Here is a 25,656-nt window from a genome sequence, read left to right as displayed (position 1 = left end):
GGATGGTATGCCTACGCTACAGGCGCCTGGGCCTTCCCCAAGGACCAGGATAAGCGCAGCCAATTTGACGCCTGGAGTGTGGAAGGGGCTACAGGGGAGCATATGCTGCTGGTAGAGCAGAGAAGGGCGGCCGTACAAACAACCGAAGAAAAAGAACCCGATGAGTTCAGCATATTCCTTAATGACCGTATGGTGTTCATGCTTGATAAGGCAAACCAGGCAGGGGCAGTGCTGGACATCTATAGAGGCAGCAGCGAAGAGCAGCAGAAGGCCATGTCTGGTAAACTTATAGAACTTCTGGCAGGCAGCATGCCCAACGCCCGCATGGCCAGCCGCTGGATACTTGGCGAGATAATAGGGTTGAACGCTGAATACCTCTTCTCTTACGATGCCGCTTATATAATATTTGACTTCTATTGTAAGCAGGACCCGCACAAACAGCATCTATTGAAGCTCGTCCTTCGCTCCCTGCAGTTCCCGCTGCCGGAAGAGGGCATACCGCAGGATATTCAGAAGGGGGCAGCAGATACGCTCGCTGCCATAGATGCCCCTCAGCATTCCTCCTCCCCCATCCGTGATGAAGGCAGGCGCGTACTGGAAGAGGTGCGCAGGATGGTGGAGGCCAACGCGCCCGGCCTCTCCATCGAGGCCGACCCCGACCCAAAGCAGGTGCGCAAGAATTACATGGCGGCGCTTAAGGCGGCAGTAGATATGTGCGTTGCCAATGTGATGATGGGGAATTCAGACCCGTATGCCGGCATGAACCTGCGCCATACAAGTGTTGACCCGATGGCAGGGCTGCTTAGAGACATAGGCCGCGAGAGAAGGATAGCCTACCTGCCCGGCAACGGCAATCCCACTGTGCTGGGCCATCCCAACGTGCTGTTATTGGGCACCGGGCTGCTCAAGGCCGACTTCGGCATAATGAGGATAGCCGGCGAGGAAGAGATGGAGAAGAAGCTGCCCAATAACCCCGAGGACTGGGTAACCCCGCGTGAGCGGCTGCTGTTGGCTGAGTCGGTATTCGCGCCGTACCGGCCATTTTTACGGCTGACCGACTATACGGATGACGTGGAGGGCTTTGAGCAGATGTTCGCCATATTGAAGGCCAACGAAGGCATGCAGGTCAATATGATATATATGCTCTCCACAGAGGACTTTGACCGCATCAAGAAGTACATCCGGCTGCATTACATCAAGCTGGGCAAGGCCTTGATAGAGGGCGACCTGCTTCCCGAGCACCGCTTCTCCATGGGTTGGATCAGGAGAGCGGGCAGCGAGGGCTTTGGGAACAATTGGAATAAAGAGCAGTATGAAGAAGCGATAAACGCGGAACACGAGCGTATCCGCGCCCAGATCAGGATGGACCTGCCCGGCCGTAAACAGAGAGAGCCCGCGCTGCGGGAAGAGGCGGCGCGCCTGCGCCAGACGGCAAGGCTGCTCAGGGATGAGGCCAAGGTGCTCAAGGAAATGGCTGATAATACATATGGAGAAGAGATAAAGAAGCAGCTTAAGGCAAAGGCCAAGGCCCTGGAGAAGGAGGCCGGCTTCCAGATAGACGACGCCATATATTTTGAGGCCCCGACAGAATACCTCCAGATAGCCCTTGAACGCAGTATAGAGATGTTCCTCATAGACCATGAGCTGATAGACCTGGGCATATCATCCACCGACTTCAGAGGCAAGCACAATATAGGCATAACCTTCCCTCAGTATGGATGGTATGCCTACGCTACAGGCGCCTGGGCCTTCCCCAAGGACCAGGATAAGCGCAGCCAATTTGACGCCTGGAGTGTGGAAGGGGCTACAGGGGAGCATATGCTGCTGGTAGAGCAGAGAAGGGAGTTGATACAGGCAAAGGAAGTTGAGATGCAGGCTAAGCCTGTGCCTTGGTATGAGCAAGATGTTGATTTACTTGATACAAAAAAAGTAAGCGAATTGCTATGGCAGGGATATATACAGCAAGGGGTGCTTCCGGTAAGCCCCGTTGATCAGAAACTCTTACGTCATGCGGTATTCGCAGGTAATCCTACTCATACCCATGCTCATGTAAGCCAGAGAGACCGCCAGGATCTTCCCGAGCCCTACCTTTCGTTGTTGAGGCAGAATACACAATACCGGTATTGTTATCTGCTTACAAGATATGCCTTAAGCCAGAATACCGCGGTTAAAGCTCATAATAAAATTATAGCGGCGGCTTTGACCTATACTCCTTTTGAGTCGCTTCCTGAGAAATTAATACCAAAGGGTATTACCAACACGGTTATGGATCATAGCGATCTTATAATAGCAATACCGCTTACCGAGGCTATAGACAGGCCGAAAGAGGCCGCTAAGACGTTTAAGGACACTCATATCTTGCCGGTATTAATTCAAGCGGGATTAAGAGAGGCAGAGGCCTGGGCTATAACAATACCTACTATCAACCATAGCAACTTATATCCTAAGGTAGCTATCATTGCCATTGAGATAGAGCATAGTCTGCCGCCTGGATCCGAAGGTAAACCAAAGCGCCTTCAGAATATGGAGCTTCTTGCTCTACAGGCAGACATTGCCAAGAATATGCCAGAGGGCATAGAGATAGAGTTTGTTAGCGAAGGGAATTTGAGCGTTATATCGTCCTCCCCCTTGGGCTTATGCCCACGGCTTACAGCGGCTGAATATCAGATCAAGCAGGGTTACGAGCAGAAATTACCTATGAGGGTTTTCAACGGGATGATAAGTATCCGCGATAGAATTGTTTCATATACCTATATTGTTGATTTGGACAGTTCCAGCATGGAGTGCGTTAAGGTGGCCTACTTGCGCGTGGGGCCGGCCATGGTTGTAGTGGACAGGATCGGCGGCTTTATGTTTAAGAAATTTATTGTAGATAAGATCGGCGCGGCTATTAACGATGGATTCATGGTTACAATTGCTACACCGCTTATAAGCGCGCCGTATCTTATACCTGTGATTGGCGAGATGCTTTGCAGAGAATTTACCGGAAGGATTGTGGAGGATGACGGGACAGGCAATGGCGTTATTGCTTTTCTTGCTTTGGCCAGAGGCGCAAAACGCGTGGTCGGAATTGAATTAGACCGTGATGATATAGCCGGCGCAACTTATGCCTCTGAGCAGGCGATGCTTAAGGGCGCCGCCCTTGGCTCAGGAGAATGGATGGGGTATACCGCTCAAGATAACGATAGCATCATTCTTATCAATGATAATCTGCGGAATTGGTGGGGCGTAGATGTCCCCGTGAGGAAACGGATAGCAGGAGGTATCCCTACGGTCAGGATCGCTAACTTCGGTCCACTGGAGAACAGGGAAACCCACATAGCAATGATCAAGAACATAATTGAAGGGGGAGAAACTCAGATCGCGATCCTAGGTGGATATAGCAACTCCGGCCATCCGGAAGACGGCTATAGAGAGACCACCGATAATTTTATAAAGGCCGGCTGGAAGGTCTATTATACATATCATTCCTTTAACAGCAGAGAGGCCAGACACACTACGGCATTTACCGCGCTGCATCCAGAACTTGTCAGATACAATAATAATTGCTGTTTGGCCTCTTCGTCAGGCGCTTCTAATGTGTCTTTACCCGGCTTTGGGATGGTTTTAAGGGCGCTGACGCCCGATGAGATAGAGGATATAGAGAGTAAGAGACCCTCGATAGAGCAGCTCGCTTTAGGCGATATCAGCATGCCGAAGAACCCGGTTATAGCATTGCATACAAATGACCTCCAATGGAAGGCCAAGCTGCTGCCGCTGGGTGCTTCCATCTCCTCCCAGGGGCCGCAGGCGTTCAGTATTGATACTGTTTCTAGTCCGGCTGAAGGAACTATTGAGCAGGATTCTATTATGGCCGTTGCTTCCGCCAGCAGCCCGGGAGGAACACCCAATGGTTTCATTGGCGAAAAAGAGCAAGAGCGCATGCGTGAATTTTTCCAACTTACCAGATGCAGCAGGCTTAGGGCTGTGATGGTGGGCTGTCCTGATGCGAAGCGGTTAATCAATGGATTAAAAGAAGCAGAGGGATCATTTATGAGCGAGGAGGAACCCATATCAATAAACACAGCAATGCCTGCATGGCATACAGGCCTGGAATCAAGGATTGAGACAGAGCTAAAGAAAAGAAATGCAATAGAGGAACAAAAGGCGCGTAGGCGCGCGCTCAGAGCTAAGAGATCTGAGGGGTTAAATGAAGAGGAGACAAAGGAGTTAGGAGAGCTACAGGAAAAAGATCTTAAAACCCCGGAGATGATAATAGTCCCAATAATTTTAGATGCCGGAAATGGAAATGAGGACTCAAATCTGGCAGGTTTATTACGTCATTATTCTTTATGTAACGATGACTATAATATGTGGTTACGTTTCGCGATCATAATAGAAGATAGGCAGCAATATGATAGATTTAACAAGAGGTTTGACAATCGTGTTGAAATGTACGAACACTATCAATTTTTGTTGGAAGGCGTCGGTGAGCCGGGGATGTTTGATCTATTCTCTGAAATTCCAGGCGATTCTGCTCCTAAGGAATCTTCTCCTGCAGTATCCGATTCAGCGGCTGTCTCTTCAAGCAGCCCAGGAGAGGGATCCAGACCCCTGTGTGCGAAGAAAGTTTCCGTTTACATTACACATTCTTCCGCATTATTTATGAATGGCTATATATACGGCGGCGAGGTTGTCAGCGCCGTTCAGGCATTGAGTTCTTCCATCTCCGCCCAGGGGCCGCCGGCAGAAGCTGACGCAGACCCCGCAGCGCAATCCGCAGCGTTCCCAAGCACCACATCTATATCTTTCTCCAGCAGTTCTTCAGAAAATAACCCTGGCCCGCTCCTGGTATGGGGCAAAAATGTTACCGCGGCAACGATACGCAATGAGTGGCAGCGGATAAAAACAGGGTATATAGAAGAGTATCACGAGCATCTTTTCAGGATATATCTTTTTGGAATTATAATTTCCACAGTCTCGGCTACATATCCCGGCCTACCTATCAAGAGGTTAGTATCCAAGCCGCTACATGACTTGTTTTGTGTAGATCACACAGAAGGAGCCAGGAAAGGGCACCTGAAGGAAATTGTGACGGCCTGTTACCCGGAAGACGATAAGGTGCTCAGGAATATAGTTACTATTTTATCAAGGATCAGGAACGGGCTTAAGAAGCTGAAGGCGGATAAAGAATGCCTGGGGTATTTGAACGCGCTCATAGCGGATGTGGTGGAAGCGCAGATGTCTCTAAACGATACCGATCCCGAAGCCGGGGCATCGTCCTCCAGCAGCGGGGCCGTGGTGGTCTTAGCCGGGCCTCTGGGCGTTGACAAGGGGTTATTCGTGGATGAGATCAACAACCGGCACCCCTCGCTTATTTACACCCCCCTGACCATTACTACCCGTAAAGAACAGGAAGGCATGATCCCCAACAGATACCGCGAGTTTGTTACCCGGGTTGGTTTTACGGACCTGCAGCAATCAGGCGGATTAACAATGGTGCGTGAAAGATTCAATGGCGGATACTACGCGATGAGGATGGGAGAATTTGAGAAGATAAAGAGATTGGCGGCAGAGGGCAGGGTGGTATTGATGGAGACCTCCTCACTCGACACATTTAATTTATACAAAGCGAGTTTTGATGAGGCAGGGATAGAAATAAAGACGATCCTGCTGCTGCCGATCAATCCTGAAAGATGGGAAGAGGACCCGGCCCGGGCGGCAGAGGATGTGGAGCAGATGATCTTAGGCCGCCTGCGAATGGAAGGGAAGGATCTGAATGTATACACCAGGCGCAGAAAGTCCGGCACTGCCGCGCTGAATGATTTTATAAATGTCAGAGAGCGGTTTGACAGGGTGTTGGTGCAGGATGTCCTGGGCAGCAAAAGAAAGTATTATCTTGAGTTTGAACAGGCGGTGCTTAACATAGTCGGATACAAGAGGGGAGAACGGCTGGTGCCTTTCGGCTACGCCGAGATAACCGATATTATCACGGAGCCGGACAGGTTCAACAATCATTATGTGAAGGTCAGCGAGCATAGCGTGGTTGAGAAGTACAGGGGGCTGGAGGTGACTTTGCGGCAATACCTCGACGCGCTTGAAGATGAATACAACAAGGCGCTGGTCAATATTGCCGAGCTTGGTGAAAACAATAATGGCGCAGAAGACAGTATTGAGTTTCGCAGGCAGGGGGTGGCTAGGGAGCGCGAACGCATGAAGCTCGTTGTTCGCGAGATCTTCCGCGTAGGAGAGGACGCGTTGAACCTTGAAGGGGCGCTGGGCGAAACAATGAGTTTCGACGGTACCCAGGTAGACAGAGGGCAGATCAGCTACGTGGGCGATTATTTGATCGCGCGCTATTGTTTCGCGCGCGTGATGGCGCTAAGGCAGCTTACAAGGCAGGGCTGCTCGGAGGTTTGCGGCAGGTCCGCGTACCGGCCGCCTTCCACGCTATATCCCAGATTGCCGCTTTTGGGAGATGAGTATATCAATGAGGCGCCCAAACTGCTTGATACAACGAGAAAGAAGATAATGATGCCGCTGTGGAAGGCGGTGCTTTATAACATCAGGTATGAGCTGGAGCTGTCAGCGGAGGAGTTGTTCAAGGGAGAGGATTACAACGGCAGGACGTTCAACAGCTTATACGAGGCGGCGCTGGCATTGCGCACTGTGGTCTGGTCTGATCACGGAGAGATTGATAGCGTCTATAAGATGCGCGCCGCGTTGTTCCTGGAGACGCTGTTCAACGGCTATCTCTCTGACTGGCAGGCAGGCCAGCGCGTACGGGAGGGGATAACGGTATCAGAGAAGTTGTCTGAGGCAGAGCGGACGGGGATGGGAGGAGGCCGTGAGAGCCAGCAGGCATTTAAGAGGGCCGAACGCCAGGCCTGGGCAGCATTTTCCCAGCCGTTGCCGGGCAGGCATATGTTTACAGACACGCATTCTCTTACAGCCATGGGGCATCTGGCAGAGGTATACCGCATACTCAAGGAGTATTGGCGTTCTGAGATGATCCGCGAGGGCCTTGAGCGCGAAATGAAGAGGATGTGGCCTGAGCTTTATGCCTTGGAACAGAAGATAGCCAAAGCGGGAAAAGACCTTAATCTCGACGTAGAGCTTTCGGAAGCGTCAATGCAGAATTTAAGGCTTGACGCGATGATGCAGGCGTACGCGGGGATCGAGTATGATGAGTTCAACTGTGACGATCAAAGATATGGCGGATTCCCCAGGGTAGTAGAAGAGTTGCGCGCAGGCGGCGGCGCGATAATAGAAGAAACGCTGCGCTGTGAAACAGGGCTGCCGGGCCGGGTATCGGACTTCCTGGCTACTATATTGCTTAAGTGGCGCAGCTGCCGTTTAAGGAACGCGGCAATGAAGATGACCTGCGCCAACGGGCGGCTGGGCCGCAACATAAAGATGGGATTTGAGCTGCGTGACGCGGCAGATATGCCCGAGGATGACACGGCTGATCTGCCGGATGAGTTGAAGGGTTCAGAAAACAGCCGGAGCAAAGAAGGGAAAGGCCGCATTGTCCTGCAGATACGTTCCGGAGACCGCTGTTTCGTAATATCGGTGCGCGGCGCCGGAGACGTGAGGCGCCCCGGCCCCGCGAAGTTGATGCTGGATACGGCAGTATCCTTAGGGCTCTACCCGCGCGCGATGATGGACCTTGCCCGTTTATTAGGCCGCGAGCAGGAGGCGGTGCGGTTTATAAGCGATCATGTGTTCGGTAAGGATAAGGGTATATTGATCGATATGCACGTTGAATCCATCGCCATGGGTTCAGGCACAGGCGTAAGCAACCTGATCGCGGTTGCCTTCGCGACCCTGCTTACCCGCGTAATAGATTATCCGGACAGGCGCGAAGAGGTTAAAAGGTCTAAACAGGAATGTTCGCGCGAGGTTGATGCGGCGCGGATCGTGCTTGCTGAAGGACTTGAGCAGAAGGCCGAAGAAGCAGACGGCTGGTGCGATGTCGAGGTCTGCGCCGACAGCGGCTATAGAGAATTAGTGTCGGTTGAGACCACTGATATTGTAGACGGCAGCGTTGAGATAGATCTTGCCTTTGAAGACGGCATAGAGAAGGGCCGGTTGTATTACCTGAGGCGGCGCTATCTTTGGAGGGACGGCCAGGGAGAGCTGCGCGCGCAGCCATGGGTTGACAACGGGCACTTAAGGGTAGGGGACGATGATACAGTAGAGGCAGAGGGGTTGAGTATCAGCCGGCGGAAGAAGAAGTGGGTGTATGTTGACAGCTTTGAGCTGCTTGAGCCGATATTGATCATCTCGCAGATAACGCAGTATTACAGTAATGCCTTATCAGGGTTTAACGACGACTTAGGCGCGGTATCCGGCGTTCATCTTGTCCTGGGCCGCGATCCGGCGAGAAGGTCGGCAGTGCCGGCGGTGATCAATGTGGCTGTCAGCGACAGGATGCTTGAACTCTATAAGCAGGTAATAAAGATAGTGCGTATGAAATGGAAACAATCCTCGGCGCAGGGGCTTGAAGGTCTGTTTTTCACTCATGCCAGCAATATGAATATAGCCGCCTGCAATGTGGAGGATCAGCTGGTGGTGGAGTCGTTGATCGCCTGCGTGCTGGATGATATAGATCAGGAGGCGCGCATCGCCCTTACAACCCTTTCTTTCAGGGAGATCACCTCTCCGCACGCGGTCAACTGCATACCCGCGGATGTGCTGCGGGCCATGGTCTATGAGCATTTCGGTAAATTCTTCGCCAACATAACAGGCGGCAGGCTGACGGGAAGCTCTATGGTTTATGACTTTTCCGCCAGCTCTTCGCTGCTGGATGATCTAAAACAGCGCGTAGATAAGGCAGGAGAGGAATATGGCGCGGTAATGCCGGAGGAGGATGAGCCGACGGTCTACGACCTGGAGATCTGCGATAAGGAAGGCACGCGCGTAACGTATGTTGACAGATCCGAGATGGAGCGCAGGAGGGCCCGCGAGATAGCGCCGATGGAGCGCAAGAAAAGGTATGAATTTGAACAAAAGATGAGAAGGCACGTAACGCACAGCCCTGAGGAGCTTATGGAATTAAGGGCGAGGCACGGGATAGACCCTGATCACAAGCCGCCAGAGATGTTCAACCCGCAGCCGTTGACCTACAGCCCCGAACTGCATAAGAAAATTACGGAATATCAGGAGCAAACCGGCAAATATCCTGACGGAGGCGCCATACAGCAGTGGGGGCGTGAATTGCTGCTTGAGCGACGGGACCTGCGGCCGTTCAGGGTCCACATGATAAATCCTCTGCTTCACCAATACGCGCGCCCGCTGATCAATGCGGGGGCGGACGCGATGGAGCTCCTGACACCGGAAGAGGAGGCGGCGATATTTTACGCTGCGGTAATAGGCAAATTAAACATGCTGGTGGTCCAGGGCGGGGCCGATTATAAGGCATTCGCAGAAGCGCTTTTGACGGGAGACAACCGGGCGATCTCCGCGATATACGAGCGCTACTATGAACAGGAGGCAGCGAAGGATCGGAAAATATCCGCGTTAGAACGGGAGTATGAGGACGCGGCTAAAGACAGCGTGTCGGTGATGATGGACGCGCCAACCGGTAATACGGATGATAATTTTTACGTAATGCTCGCGGCAGAGATGGACCGCCTTGAGGAAGAGATATTGGAATTGAAGCATAAGCTATCGGGCGGCAGGCACGAGAACCATATACAGAGCGAGGATGAGAGAAGGCTGAGCCGGGCTGAATATACGCTGAAACTCCTGAAAAAGGCGCCCGATTTCAGCGAGTGCGATTTTGACAGCGAGCTTGTTTTGTTAAGCATGACATATATGTATCATTACGCCGTGCCGATACTGGCGCTATACGAAAGCACCAGGCAGGGCATGCATTGGACGGTGTATCTTGAAGGCGGCAGGCACCTGAGATTCGGCAAGGGCTCCATATGCAAGCAGTGCATGCCGTTCCATAAAGGCAATAATCCCAACGCGACCGAGCTTTCAGAGGCGTTGAGGCGCCACGTTGGTTTCTTCCGTAGATTCCCCTGGGCGGAGAGGGTATTTATTATACTCGCTGCCAGTATGTTCACGGAGAAGCAGATAGAGCTGGCAATAGAGAGGATGGCCAAAGAGACAACAGGCAGGGCGATCCCGTTTGAGGACATCAGTATCTATCATCAGATGTTGAATCCCGTGCTTCTGCCGATAGCTGATGAGATAAGGATCGCCTTCGCGATAAAGGCATCCGCGCATGAGATAGCGAAGAGAGAGGACGAGCGGCTCTGTTCCAAGTTGATAGACGATCTGGCTCTGCGGCGCCGGGAGGCAGGCGAAAATAACGGCGAGGTCTACCGAGTCAAGTTTCCGCATACAGGCCTTAGCCCCGAAGCGCAGCACGCGCCCGCGGGCCCGGTTGCCGGGCTTGAAGCCCTGGTTGTAGGCAGGCAGGATGGCGTGCTTACAGTGGAGAGAATGAGAGAGGTATGCCATACAGGTGAGATAAATGAGGGGCTGCTTAAACTGATACCCCCCGATGAGCAGGAGCGCGGCATGCCGGCAGCCAAGTGGTCATTGGTAATGAATTCGCTCAGAGGAGCGGTAGCGGTGGTCATGGCCGGAGGCAATATGGTGCAGTATGGCGGCGGGGATATGGCAGTGGCAGAATCGGCTACAATGGCCGTTGCCATGAGAGGCCTGGTAGCCAATATGTTTGAACAGGGAGGCGTGGATTATTTCAGCAGGGAACTGATCTCCGGGCTCAAGCAGGCAGAGCGCGGGAACAATGGCTTCTTCAGGAGGGCGTTAGACAGGTGGTTTAATAAGGGTAAAGACACATTCGCGATCATACAGTTCACCAACACAGCCGGTGACGTGCGTAAGGCAGGGTGCCTGATGGTTGATGAAAAAAGGATCGTCCGCCTTATCGCGGCCCAGGATTTCTTAGGCGCGGAGAAGATGTTATTCAGTAATGAGCAGATACACATGGCCCAGCCCAACGGCACGATGTTTATAAACATCCGGCTTTTATATAAGATGTTGAGATATGGCAGCATTGAAGAGTATCTTGGCAGCACCGAAGCAGAGCGTAAAGGGCGCATGAGGGAATCAATGGACCGCCTGTGGAAGAAGACATACGCCCTGAAGATAATGACCGAGGAGAGCATAGGCACTGAAGAGGATTACCTGGCGTTTATCACGGAGATAGAGCCGCATCATGTGATCGAGTGGATGCAGGAGGAAGGCCTGATAGATCCGCAGCAGGTGGTATATCAGGAGCGCTCGGCGTGGATGACAAAGAATGAATACAAGACACAGGCGGAGCAGGATGTCGTGTTCATGAAGGGCGCTTTCTATCGCAGCCGCGCTGGAGAACAGGTGCCTGTTCCGCCCTGCGATGTAATGCATCCCGGTGTCGCGGTAAAGGATTGGTCTGAATGGGCAATGACCTATGTTGAGTTCGGGCTTTTTGACGACGCGCGATACGCGCTCGGGCGCGCTCGGGAGCAGCTTGAGGCCGGCAGAGAGGCATTGACAGAGGGCGAAGAGAGAGAACTTAAGGGTATCGTATCTCAGCTTGAGAAAGACATACGGCAGGCAGAGAAGGCATCCAGCAGCAGCGTTGATGCCCAGGCGTTCTCCTGGGACGCGCTTTTGGAGTTGACCCAGAGAGCCGTAATGAAATACCGCGAGATGTTTGACCTTAATTGCCGCTGGAACGACGATCCCGCGAAGATCAAGGAGGAGATGGGGATAGTCGCGGAATGGAAAAAGCAGGCAGCGGCCTGGAAGCAGGAAATAGAAGGGCATGAGCTGCTTGAAGCCGAGGCATTGGAAGGCCGCCTCGGGCGTATGTTTAACCTGCTTGCCAACGCTTATCTGCATAGAACAGGCAGGGTCAGAGGCATGAGGTTTTTCCCGGGTTCGGGTTTAATGCTTCAGGATAAAGACGCGACTGTGTATAAACCGCAAGATACATCCAACTGGAAGCAGGGTTTATGGATGATCCAGATGACGGATATGCTGATGAGGACTATTCTTACGGGCTCAATGGGGGTTGAGGGCCTGACGCAGGTCCTCAAGGCGCATGTGCTGCCGATGTTGGACGCGAAGGATAATCCTACCGGGCTTTCCCTGGTCGGGCGCATATTTGCCGCGGAGGACATCAGGGTGATGGCTGATGACGCGGGCACCAGGACAGAGCTGGAATACAGCTTTGAGGATAATTGTTTTGGCGAAGGGGATTTCGCGCATGGCAGGGTCTATAACGATGACGGCGAGTGGGTCCCCTTTAAGACGCTCAAGCTTTTAAATACCGATGGCAGCGAGGACAAGGCCAATCGCGTAATGATGACCGAGATGATGGTCAAGGGTTATATACACATGGTTACCCGCCTTGACCTGATCAGGGACGCCCTGGGTATCAAGCGCGGCTCAAATGAGGATGATTCTTTGCATGATTTTATTGAGGATGGTTTGAGATTAACCCCTGACGATGTGCCGGAATTAAAGAAGGCCAACTACTACCATGTTCATGAGGAGGCGTATTGGACATTCAGGAAGATGCTTGCCAATGTTGACATTGACGGGGCAGACGGCAGGAGGTTTGGATACTGGAAAAGATATTTTGAACAGTTGATCATGGAGTCGGAACGCAGCGTGTTCGAGAAGCTCGCGCAGCCCAAAGGCGAAAGAGAGCAGTTTACGGACAGAGAGATGATCCTGGTGGTATTGCTGGCGATCCTGATAAAGGACAGCCACTGGGTGTTCTTTTCGCTGGACGGTGCCTCCCTTGTAAAGCGGGTGAACGTAGAAGAGGACGACCGCCTGGTATTGCCGGCATCGGTCATACTGGATAACGAGTTCTGGGGCGAGATCGTGAAATACTTCGGCAAGGAAAGAATATGGATGATAAAAAGCAGGGACGGGCTGCTGCTGGTGGATATCGGGCGCATAAGAACGGCAATGGGCTACACCAACGCCCCGGCAGGGACAACCGAAGACGGCGAGTTTGTTTCCAAGAAGAATTTCAACTACGGCATGCTGATGTCGGCCATGACGCGCTGGCTTGCCGTTTTCTTTGAAGGCGACGCGCCGTCGGATCAGGGCTATGTCCCGGTTGCCTCCAGGGAGCTCATCGAGATCGCCGGGGGCTCCAGGCTATTTGATCTTGTGCAGGAGGCGGCGCCGGCGCGCGTTAAACATAGCGGCCTGAAGGTATTGTATGACGACCTGGCGGAGAAGACGCTGTTGCGCGGCGTCGGAAGCATGGGCGGGCGGGAAAGGGCTGCGTTGTTAGAGTTGAGCAGCCGTCCGGAGTGGCAGGATGCTATCAACAAGCTGAAGACCGCCAGGGAATCAACGTTTGACGAAGGCCTGCCGGCTGATATATTGAGGCGCTTTGAGATGAGCGTCGTAGAGAAGAAAGACAGGAGGTATCTGCAGCTGTCATGGAAGGGCAGGATGAGCCCGGGCAATAAGATGGCCCTGAAGAAGATCGTCTGCAGGTTTCCCGGGTTTAATAACAAGAAATACGCGGAGCTTAAGCGCGAGTGGAACAGGGCGATCGATGGTCTGGGCAAAAATGCCGCTGAGCTGGATATGCGCATGATATCGCGCACGCTGTTGAATGATCTCAATGAACTGGATGCTTCAGAGAGAGAGGAGTTTGAAAGAGAGGGGCTGCATACAGTAGCGTATAACGGCCGGGTATTGGATATCCGGGGATGGCGCGATCACGAGATGTGGGGCCCGGCAATGTCCTGGATGTACGGGCTTGTGCGCTGCGCCTTTTTCGCCAGGGATATGATACTGTCCGGCAAGGACATGCAGGAGATATACGACCGCTATCAGATAGAGATAGCCAGGATCTGGAACGAGATGATGATAGACGGGGGCACGCCCATCCTTCATCCTTCGGTGACCAGGGTCAAGGGCGACTTCAGCGGCCGCTCCTCTTCATCCGTCAGCAACTCCGCCTCAACCATCCTCTTAGGCGTTTCAGGCGGCGACTGCGCCGGGCTTAACGCGGTGCCTGCCGGCCTGCTTAGGTATGTCTCAGGGGCAGGGCTTCAGGTCGCGCTTATGGACGGCGGTTTCAAGACCCTCTGCGCTGATCCGCAGAAGTTCCCCGCCGGCCTGCGTGTTACACAGCCGGATGAAGCGGTTATGCTTGAGTATCTTCCTTCCATTATCAGCCGTTCTTCCCGCGCGAAATTAGACGATAAGAACCAGGAGAACGCCGTTGCCAACGTCAGGGATTTCGCGGCAGTGGTGCTTATAGGCGGCGATGACCACGCCCGGCAGGCAGCAAAGTTTGCCAATCTCCTTAAGGAGAGGAATATCCCTGTTCCGGTATTCGCGGCGCTTAAGACCGTTGACAATGATACCTTTGCCAAGCCGCTGGGCGCGGATAGCGCCATAGAGCATCAAAGAGGAGACTTCTTAGCTACCTGTGTCAGCGCCTATGGGCATACCAAGCCGTCTGTCTTTGAGGAAATGGGCAGGAACAGGGGCTGGGTGGTTATCGGTACCGGCGACCCCCGTATAAGCGAGCGCGACAGGGCTATCCCCGGAAGAGAATTGATGCTTAAGCAGATAGGCGGCAGCATCATCAACCTTATTCCCGAAAGGACCTCTTATCTGAAATATTTCTTTATTGAAGCGCTCAGGCGCATGGCCGAAGAGGAGATCGTCTATGATGCCTGCCTGCGGCCCGTGGGTACGCGCCTGATGCGTCTCTACGTTAATGTAAATGTGAGCGAGGGCTACAACTTTAAGGATACAGGCAAGGGCCATCAAGAGTCAAAGGACAGCTTGTTCTACAAGTTGTTGGAGCTTGACCCTGTATCCAGGGCATCCTTCTATGCCGTCAGGGAATACGATATCCACGGCAACCCCAAGCTTACCGGTTTCTCCAACTACGTGGTTGCCGCCCTCAAATACCTTCCGGAGTTGGCGCGATTTGACCCTGAACTAAACCAGGCCCTGGCAGCCTTCAGAGAAGGACTCAAAGCCAATGGATTTAGAGACAAAGATGCATTTGGCGAAGAGAAGGTAAGCGAAGACGTCAAACACGCCATTATCTCAGGCGTACGCCCGAATATCCCCGGCTACATCATCCGCGGCCTCACGCCCAATATCCAGGACAGGACCTACGGCCTTAATATAGGTAAGGTGTTATCAGGGGCCATCCTTAAGGCGCGGGAGCAGATCGCTTCAGGCCAGGAGCTCACTATAACCGGCCTGGTAGCCGCTATCCTTAAGGATGAAGACCCGCTTATCACAGAGCCCCGCCTTATGCCTGCCGATGAGGCGGCAAGAGGCGTTGAGGTGACTTCAACCTACACAGACGCGGAATTAAGAGAGATGGGAGTGTGGTGGGAAGATAAGGAACAGGCCGGTTCTTCTTCAGCGATTCAATTTGATTTCGCCACCCAATTTTGCGAATTACACACTATTTATAATAAAGCCGGAAGGGCTGTCGGCCCGAAAGAACTAAGAAGAAGAATAATCGATGTAAGGAAAATATATATGTTAAAGGTCAGCGCCTCTTTAATAGACCTGCCGCCTCCGCGCCCGCGAAGTTTCCCGGAGGATGTCCGCGATTACTTTGTCCTGGAGGTCCCGGTTGAGCTCGGGGGCCTTTTTGACGGTTTATCTCAAGAACGGACTTTTGAAGAGAAGGGATACCGCTATTCTCTAAAAATGGTTTTAGAGGGGCCTTATTTCAGGATGGATTATTTGAGTTTCGTTAAGATAGAAGAGGACATGAGGCCCTGCATTGAAAGCTTTGAGGATACGCATAAAAAGTTGAAGGCAGTAATAGGCGGCGCCTTAGCAGAGGCGGATCCAGAGGCCTTGTTTTCTGATTTTGCGCTTCTCGCCGATTCTTTAGAGCGCCTTGCGGATAATTCTCAATATACGGCTGGGCAGTTTAAGGAAAAGCTGCGGCAGCTTGAGCGCGCGTTTCTCCAGGCCGATAAATCCGGAAAGGAGGCCTTATTGCAGGGGCCGGTTTGCTGGCGGAATAACGAGCCGGAACTTGGAGAGGTGTCCAATTTTAATCAGATGCTTAATTTCCTGCATAGCGCCTATTTAAAGGCTAAAAGCAACAAGGTGGAGATAAAGGTGAGGCGGCTGCTATTGGATACCCTTAATCTGGAGATCAGGGATGAAGAGACCTGCGCTGTCTGCGATCTGGGGTTTGACCCTGAACAGTTCAAGATTTCTCCCGTATTAAGGGCGCTCCTGAGGAACCTGCCGTTAGGGATAGGCAAGGATACCGTTTCTGTCCGGCTGAGCGATTTTGTGAATATATACGTGCACAGGAATATCGTGAGTGTGGACTATAAGGACCGAGGCGCCGCCCACACTGTTTATATAGAGTTTAACATCAGCCCGCACTATAGCGGGGGTAATTATGAAGGTATGATTATCGGCGGCGGCGGGGTAACAGATGGCGGAGAAGACCTGGGCAATATTCCGCGCACATGCATTCTGGGAGAATTAGGCGCGCGGATGAAACAAAGGGCCAGGATGTATCCTTCGTCGGTATCTTTATGGTTTACGCATCTTGTTTCCGGTTTATGCTACGGACAAGACTTGGTTGAGCTGGATACTGAATGGGGCAAGTACGCCTCAGGGGGCTGGTATGATATTCCTAAGCACAGCGACCTATCAACCGCGTTGAAGCTGGGGATAAGCCCGAACGACATGATATATAGGGCCGTATTGGGCCAGGTCAATATGCGGCAGAAGATGTGGCAAAGCGGGGTCTTTGAGCCGATAAGATATTTTACAATTGAATGGTTGAACGCCATTTTGACCGGATTAGGGCCGGGCCTGGGCACAATACCCAACCTGCCATTAGGAGAAGGCAACGAAAATCCCGAATATATGCCGGTTATGGTGAATCAGGCGGTTTTCAATCGTTATTTTGTAAATCCTGTATTACAAGCCATCGCGGCGCGCCAGGTTGTTACGAAAGAAGGGAAATTGGCGAATAACCCGGGTTTTGATATTTTTGACTACATTGACCAGTGTCTTGACTCTGATATGGATTCCGCGCGAGAAATGGGTGATCTGCTTAACGCCATAGACAAGCGGTCGTATTCTAACCTTTCCCATATCGGAAAGTATGGCAGATGGGAGCTTTATATAATAGAAATAGACCTGTTTGACGAGCCGTATAGGATAATAGGGTTCTATAATCGCTTGAGGGACAGATATGAACTGGGGGTTTCTTTAAGCAGTTCGGCAGTAAGCGCCTCTGATCTGAAACAAAGGATAATCGAGGCAGGGCATCATGTTAAAGATATCTGGCCGGACAAGGCATCCCAGAGCGATATTGACATTAGGGAAGCGCGAAAGACAAGGCCGGCGGAGTTACCCGTGTCTATACATCGCATACTGCAGGGCTGGGGCCTTACAGACGGCTTTGCCAGCGGCAGATTGGTGCAGATCCTCCCGGGGAACGACAGGCCCGCAGTAAAGGAATTCGGCAAAAAGGGCGATGTGGTCTTATTGGTCCATGATGTTGATGAGAAGATGCTGTCCTGGATAACCAGACATCGCGATCGAGTAAAGGGCATTATTCAAATAGAAACCCGGGGTAATATCGCCAGCCATATCAATCTTTCCCTGGGGGTATTGGGGATACCGCGCGTAGAAGTGTTGAACAGTAAGGAGTCCCCGAATCCATTTATTGCCGACGCGAGCGGCCGGATCGCAAGGATTGACAGCTTAACATATTCTTATGTGCCCGTGAACTGGCGCCCTTATCTGTTAAAGGCATGTCCTCAGAAGAGGTCCTTTGTGTTGGATAGCCGAGACAAGGTCATGATAGACGGAGACAAGGGCGAGGTATATCTGGTTTCAAATCAAGGGGATAAATTCCTTTCGCTATATAAAGCCCTGCGAGAAGGCGATGATACCGAGGTTTTTGCTATTTTTGCCGGCCTTAAAGGCAAGAAGGTAAAAGACCTGGAATTTTTGTTGGCGCCGGTGTTCTATGATCTGGCGAGGGATTTAACCGATTTACTGGACAGGAATATAGACGCTCTTAGCAGGATCAATAATTTTCCGGAGCTGCTCCATCACAATGGCGAGGTTAAGAGGCAGTTTTCGTTATATGGCGCTTTAGCGGGGTTAATGGGGCAGGATCCGGACAGGGAAATAATCGATAAATTCAATATATATAACGACGGGAGAAACAGCGCGTTGGACAGGGTATTAAACGATGTCCTTAAGGATGCCAGGATGAAATTGGCGAAGAAGACCTGGGGCGCGTATGATTTTCTTGCCGCGAGGGGTTTGTTGATGGAGATGGACTACTGTATCAAGCTCCATCTTTGCAGGGATGACCGGGAGCTAAGAGGCATCTTTAAGGATCTGGCAGCTGAATCTGACAGGCAACAGAAAAACGTAAAAGAAGAAAACTCTCATCAATACTGGATCGATTTCTTCGCAGGCGGGATATGGCTTCCGGAGTTGATCGGAGGCAAGACCAGCACCCTGGCGGCATTAGATGATTTTCATCGCAGGATATTCTGGGATTTCTTCTTAGTCCCCACCATAGCTGTTACCACCCGGCTTTATGAAGATATTATGGCGGTCCTTGGCGATGAGATCGGGTCAATAATCATAGAGAATGAAAGTAACGAAGAAAGGTATAGGGCAATTGAACGATTACTGTATCAAGACAGGATAGTAAAATTAGTCGCGGAGCGCCTAAGGCCTTTGTGGTTAGAGTACGCGGAGTTTTTCAGTAATGTTACAATCGCGCGTTCTTCAAATCAAGTTGAAGACATATCAGGCACTCAGCCGGGAACCTACAGGAGCATTCCAAACATATCAAACTTTGATGGGCTGGTTCAGGCGGTGCTGGGAGTCATCGCAAGCAACTTCGCGGTGGACGCTACGAATAAGTATCCTATGGCGATCGCCTTGCAAGCCCAGATAGACCCGGAAGCGTCCGGCGTTATACTGGTTGATTCCCGCAATGTATTTATTAATGCCGCCAGGGGGCTGGCCGGCGGCACGCAGGAAGACAGGGACGCGGATTGCTGGGAATACTCTTTCTTTAATAATATATTGGACTTTTTTGAAGCCGACAGAACTGGGATCAACGGATCAGACGTTTCTCTCGCGGAAAAGGATGTCCGCGGTTTGATACATATCGCGGCTGCTATGTATAGCCGTTTGAAATACCCCATTAATTTAGAGTTCGCGGTAAAAAATGGTATTTATATCGTCCAATTCCGAAGGTGGAATACTAAGGAAAGAAACAACGCCTACCGTGCCGCAGGAAGCGTTCAGGCGATCCGTGCGCCATCGGTTGAAGAGAGGGTGTCTTCCGAGCCGGACACGCTGTTTGCGCCTTATTTCTTTGCTGATGAAAAGGGCGTGCCGCGTGATTACCGCGGTGGTGAGATCGCTGAGAAATCCGGTATGGAATATAACCCGGAAAGATTTACCTATAGGGGGCTGCGTCTTCATCTTGGTGACCTGAAAGAGATCGCGGCTAATGGACTTGAGATCTGGAAGGCCACCAGATGGCTGATGGAGTTTGACGTCTCGCCGGCTGAAGCGATCAACTATGCTTTCTGGCCGTGTGAGTTCCACAAGTACCCCAAGGATGATTTCTTGTCCGTTGTGGCGCAGGTTAATATTAATAATAACCCCGAATGGAACGGCATGGATAATCTCGTATTTGAGACCAGGCAGGATGTGCCCCGGGAATGGATAAATAAAATATTCGTATTTGATAGAAATAAAGGCATATTTGTAGATTTGACAGAGTTTTTAGAGAATCTTAACCACGCCGCCTTGATCGCGCATCCTCTGCTTAAGGCCATTTTCCAGGCCGGCCAGGGCAGGAAAGAGGATTTGACCCTTGAAGGATTGGCAGGCGATTTTAAAGGAGTGCTGATACGGGTTATCAGAGGTAAGACCGGCCTTGATCTTGGACAGGCGTTAGGGGTGATGGAAAGGAAGGGATATAGCAAAGATGGTGTTTATGTCCGGATGCAGTTCTTGGAATATTCCGTCCAGCAACAAAAGCTTTATTGTGATCTGCATATAGTTTGCTCCGGCAAAGAAGGCGATAGCAGATATGGGCTGAGCAGGCCCCTTAGCCAATTAAGCGAAGAAGAGATTAAATACGGCCTTCACTATATAGGCGAAGAAGTAGAGATGAACAACAGCGCCTCTTCATCCGCCGCCGCATCTAAGGTAATAGCCGTGATCGGGCCTTCGGGAGTAGGAAAGACGGCCTTCTGCCGCAGGTTGATAGCAGCGCATCCCGATAATTTCGCCATGGTCATCCAGATATCTACCCGCCAGGCGCATCAAGATGAGAAGTCCGGAGACACTCATAAACATCTGGTCAGCGCGGAAGAATTTGATGCCTTAAAACAATCCGGGGCACTGATGCTGGTCAGGGAAAGGCACGGCAGGCAGTATGCCGCGGAGAAAGAGGCCTTCGCTGGGCAGCAGAACAGCGGAAAGCGGTTGTTATTTGATACTACGACACTTGAAACGCTCAATATGCTGGAGAGAGAGATAGCGGATATAGCCAGCATACTGATGTTGCCGTTCTCGTTAAAACATTGGCGGGAAGAAAGAGTGCGGCATATCGGCATACTTCGTAAAATGACCTCCGGCAAGGATAATGCTGCCATACGGATGGTAGAAAACATCGCGGCCATGGACGCATATCTGAATAATCCAGATAAGATTGACCGCTTCGTCATCAATGACAGGATTGATGGCACGGGGATGAGCAGCTTCCGGATGTTTAAGAGCGCGATAGAGTCAATAACCGGTCAGCGGTTTGGTTTCAGCCCGGTATCATCGTTTGGATCAGCCGGGCTATATGTAACTTCATGGCCTGTTGCGGCAGTGGTTAACCTCTCCGTGGCTGGTGGGGAACCATTTATTTCAGCCGCAACAGGCCTTTTGTTTGATGAGGATCATGTTTCATCTTCCGCGGAGGCATCCGGGCGCCAACCCGGAAAGATATTTACCTTGCCGCAAGAGGGCGCGGGTAGATTCGCGCTTACGCTGGAGAGATTAAATGAAGTTTATGGCAAGGCCAAGTCGAACCTGCGAGGGGCCCGGAAACTCATCAGGATACTTGAGGATGATCCCGAATTAAAGCACCGGGTTTCCCTGCTTATCCGCGGCCAGGCCAGGCAGGATGAAATGAAGGGGTACGCTGTTGATACGGCCTGGTCAAGGGCATTCAAGGATTATGAGTTACAGAACGCGATAAAGAATATCGGAGACAGCGATATCTGGGTGCTGCAGATGGAATATGAGTTTTCAATAAAGTTTCTGCGGGCGTTAATTATAACATTAAAGCACACCAGGGGATTTATGCGCAAGGCGCTGCGTTGCGCGGGCATAATCGCCAAGCTTATTATGTCCGGAGGGCTGGGCAGCTTCAAGCCCGACCTGGTAAGGGGCTGGTACAGGGTGCTCTCGCGTTATAACGGCGGGCCGTTCGCGGCGCGCAAACAGTTGAACGTTATGGGCATATTCTACTCCAAAAAGATCAAGGGGTTCAAAGAGGATATCGTGGACCCGCAGCTTATTGAGGTCGTAAGGGGCGGTCTCAGGTTGATAACCAGATATGGCGGCATCGAATTGCCCAGGCCTTATAACGGTAAAAACAGCGTGGATGTTGAGGTGTATTGCAATCCGGAATCCGAGCTGAACGAATACTGGATGTATTGCCCGGAGGTGTTTGAAGAGGCCTATCCCGATGACGATGATATGCGCGCCCTGCAGACATTGTTATATCGCAGGGTCCTGCTCCGTTTCATCAAGGAACAATCAGGAAGGAAAGGGGAGCCGGAGAGCGATAAAGATTATGTGTCCTGGAGGCCGCTTGGATTTACCGCTTTCGGTCCGCTGGTTGAAATAGATACCGCTAAGGTAACGCCTGTAGGCAAGAGGATTATTTTCTCAACCAGCGAAACCAATACTACGCTGGCCATACCCCGCGTTGTCAACGACGGCTATAACACAGACCCGTTCTTCAGCAATATAGTCGTGCATCACTACAATCACACCATCGTCCTTGACGGCATGCGTAATTATAATGACTACATGTTCGATGTGTTAAAGATAGCCGAAGAATTCAGGGATACCATGGTCAAGGCCAAAGGGCACGACAAAACAGGATACATAGACTTGGTGAGGATCACCGGCAGGGTGAGCGATTTTATCACAGGGTGTTCTTCCCTCCATACGGAGATCCTGCGCAACGAGATATTCGCTGAATTCAGCGGCAAGGTGGTTGAGGACGACCTCTTCGGCAACAGCGAGGGCTCGGACATAACTCGCTGGCAGGGCGAAGGCATACAGGAGCTGGTTAAGAACAACATGAAACGGCTTAAGGTAGCCATACCCGATGCTTTGTTGGAGGCGCTGGACCATAAGCCCGAAGACAAGGATAAATTTATCAAGGAGTTACTGCGGATAAAGCAGGAGCAGAAGGAATACCTGATCGACCAGTTGTTTGACGGCGCGTTCGGAAAGGTCTTTATAACAAAGGAGGAACTCAGGGCCCTTGGCGTCAGGATTTACGATATGGCATTTATCGCGGCTGTACGCAGGATGGTCCCGTATAAATGCCTTGATTGGTTCCTTGACCGGATGTTTGACGCGGCCAACAGGGACCTTATAGTAGAATGGGGGGCGGTATTTCTTATCGGCGGCAGGAGGTTCGACGAGTGGGGCTATAATCTGCAGCGTAAGTTCGAGCAGCTGCTCGCGATAGACCCGCGCATGCGCTACCACCTTTTCTTCATTGACGATCACAATGTGGTGACGTCCTGGATCATTCAGCAGGGGGCCAATTTCGGCATGATGATCTCAAAGAAAGGCAAAGAGGCCGGCCCGACGAGCATAACCAATTCTCAGCAGAACGGCGCCCCGACCATCGCGGTCTTGGACGGGGTGCTGTTTGAGCGCCTGAGGGCTATGGCGCGGGATGGGTTAAAGAGGATATTAAGAGGCACCGGATACGTGGTTGATTATGAGAATACGCCTTGGGGCGATAACGAGATATGGCCGAACTGGGAGTCGTTTATGCGCGCGGTCAAAGACGCCTGCGATGACTATTACGGCAGGAGCCACCCGGATAATTACGGCCTGGCCGCTTATAACGCTCTTCGCATGGGCATGACCCAGGGCAATATTGAAGAGCAGGCAAAGGGCCTGCTGCGCCTGATGGGCAGATACTGCGGAGAAAAGACATCAGAACAAGCGGCCGCATCCCCGGCAGGCCTCATTCCTAAGTCCCGCTTCACCAAGGGCGACTTCAAGCTGCGCAGCTTTGAGTCGGTGAGCACAGCAGCCATACTTGGGCTCATAGTCAGCCATCCTGTAGAAACACTTATCTTTGTGGCAGGCGTACTCTTTGCCTACCTCGCCTGGAGGGCGATAAAGGCATGGGGCCCGCCGATAGTACAATACGCCAGGAAGGCGCTGATCAACCTGTTGATCATCATGACCCTGCTGGCATCCACACCCGCATCCACACCCGCCCAATACGGCAATATGCCCGCGTTTATATCGCAACAAACGATCATCTCCCAACAGCAGAAGTCAGCCAATGACTACTTCCGTGAGGCCGCGCAATACCGTGAGCAAGAGGATTACCAGAAGGCATTGGAGGCCTGTAATGAAGCCATTAAGCTGGAGCCCAATGACGCGGATTACTACAGCCATAGAGGATATATATACATAAAACTCCGTAAATACCCCGAAGCAATCGCTGATTACACTAAGGCCATAGAGATTAACCCAAAAGTACCCGATTTCTATAGAAACCGAGGCATTGCCTACGAGAATCTCCGCAAATATCCCGAAGCAATCGCCGATGCAATGAAAGCAGCCGATCCACTTACAGCATTTCAGCCGGCCAATGTCAGCGAGGAAGAAATAGAGAATCTAATAAGCAGATTGAGACTTGAGTATAGTGTGTATGGAGTGGTCGGAGAACAGTTGGTCAGCATTGGTAAGCCGGCCGTTCCCTATCTTATTAAAGTATTACGAGATAAAAAACAGTCTTTTAGTATTCGTTCACACGCAGCAAAGATCTTAGGTAGAATTAAAGATGCGCAGGCAGTAGAGCCACTTATTAATGCATTAAAAGAAGGCGGCTGGACGCTTCGTTCAGCTGCGTCTGAAGCATTGATGGAAATAAAGGACAGGCGATCTGTCCCCTCTCTTATCAGGATATTGAGACAGCATAAAAGTCTGTTTGCCGACTTTATTAGAGAAATGGAAGACGCCTTTGTCCGCGCAGATGCAGCAGATATTCTAGGTGTAGTAGGTGATAAACGAGCCATTTCTGCCCTTATTGGAGCAGCACGAAATGATAAAGAGGAGGGTGTCCGTCGCTCCGCAGCCAATGCATTAGGTAGGATCGGAGATTCAGGGGCGCTTAATGTGCTTAACGAACTTCTGAATGATGAAGATGAGTCCGTTAGAGACGCAGCCGCTGAAGCTATAAAGAAGATTCAAAACGAGCCTTCTGTTCAAACTCAAATTATAACCCCAACGCCGCAGCCCACGCCTACTCATACGCCTACTTTTACGCCCACTCACACGCCGACCTCTACGGCGACGCCAACTAGTATCCCCACCCCCACTCATACGCCTACTTTTACCCCTGTCCCTGAGCCGACATTCACAGCGACACCGACCTCAACTAATACCTTCAAACCAAGCCCGACCGCTGAGCCGACCGATACCCCCACTCATGCGCCTACTTTGACGCTCGTACCTGAGCCGACAGCAACGCTTGAGCCAACCCCAACTAATACCCTCAAACCAAGCCCGACCGCTGAGCCGACCGATACCCCCACCCTTGAGCCGACAGCAACCTCCACTCCTGAGCCGGCTCCGACAAATACCCCTGTCGCTATCCCGACAGCCGTCAATACACCAACACCGACAGCAACGCCTGTGCCTCTATCAGAGATCATCCAGGAAAAGGTGGACAGGTTAAAAGAGGGCGCAGACAGCTTCTTCAGGAGTACCTACACCTTCATCACTACATCAAAGCCCCTACACTATGCAATAGGCATAATAGCAGCATTAATGGTATTACCTTACCTGATAAAACTTCTAAGGTCTGGTTACAAATGGTTCAAACGAACAAAAGACAGAGTCGCAAAGCTGTTCGCTAAGAAGCATAAGCCCCACTTCCCCAAGGGCGACTTCAAGCTGCGCAGCTTTGAGCCGGTGAGCACAGCAGCCATACTTGGGCTCATAGTCAGCCATCCTGCGGAAACACTTATCTTGGCGGCAGGCGTACTCTTTGCCTACCTTGCCTGGAGGGCAGTTAAGACACATGGGCCGCCTCTGATGAAATTGGCCAAAAAGGCGCTGATTATCCTGCTAATTACTGTAACCCTGCTAATTTCCACATCTACAATCACATCTGCCCAACCCATCAATACCCATTCCTTAACTACAATTACAGCTGTAACGGCTGAGACTACTGCTGTGAGTGAGGAGAAGATAAGGAGATTGATGAGGAATTTAGGGAATTCTTCTGACTCGGATGAAGTCATAGCACAATTGGTTAAGATAGGCAAACCTGCCGTCCCTGCCCTCATAGAGGCATTAAAAGATGAAGACTGGGCTGTCCGCCATAAAGTAGCAGAGGCCTTA

The 25,656-nt window shown here is 51.6% G+C and carries 1 protein-coding gene (only partly in view); it reads left to right on the top strand.

The features are described 5' to 3' along the window. Positions 1 to 102 precede the first annotated feature (102 nt). On the top strand, positions 103 to 25,656 hold the beginning of the coding sequence (locus tag PHR44_08075) for a HEAT repeat domain-containing protein (GenBank protein MDD4910613.1). Its footprint extends 42,468 nt past the window's final position; the window shows 25,554 of its 68,022 coding nt (coding positions 1-25,554); it begins with the start codon at positions 103 to 105; its stop codon lies off the right edge, out of view.

It is taken from the genome of Candidatus Omnitrophota bacterium (assembly GCA_028707125.1).
GTDB lineage: Bacteria > Omnitrophota > Gorgyraeia > Gygaellales > JAQTUX01 > JAQTUX01.
Note: the sequence above shows the minus strand (reverse complement) of the source record. Positions and strands in the feature narration are given on the sequence as shown.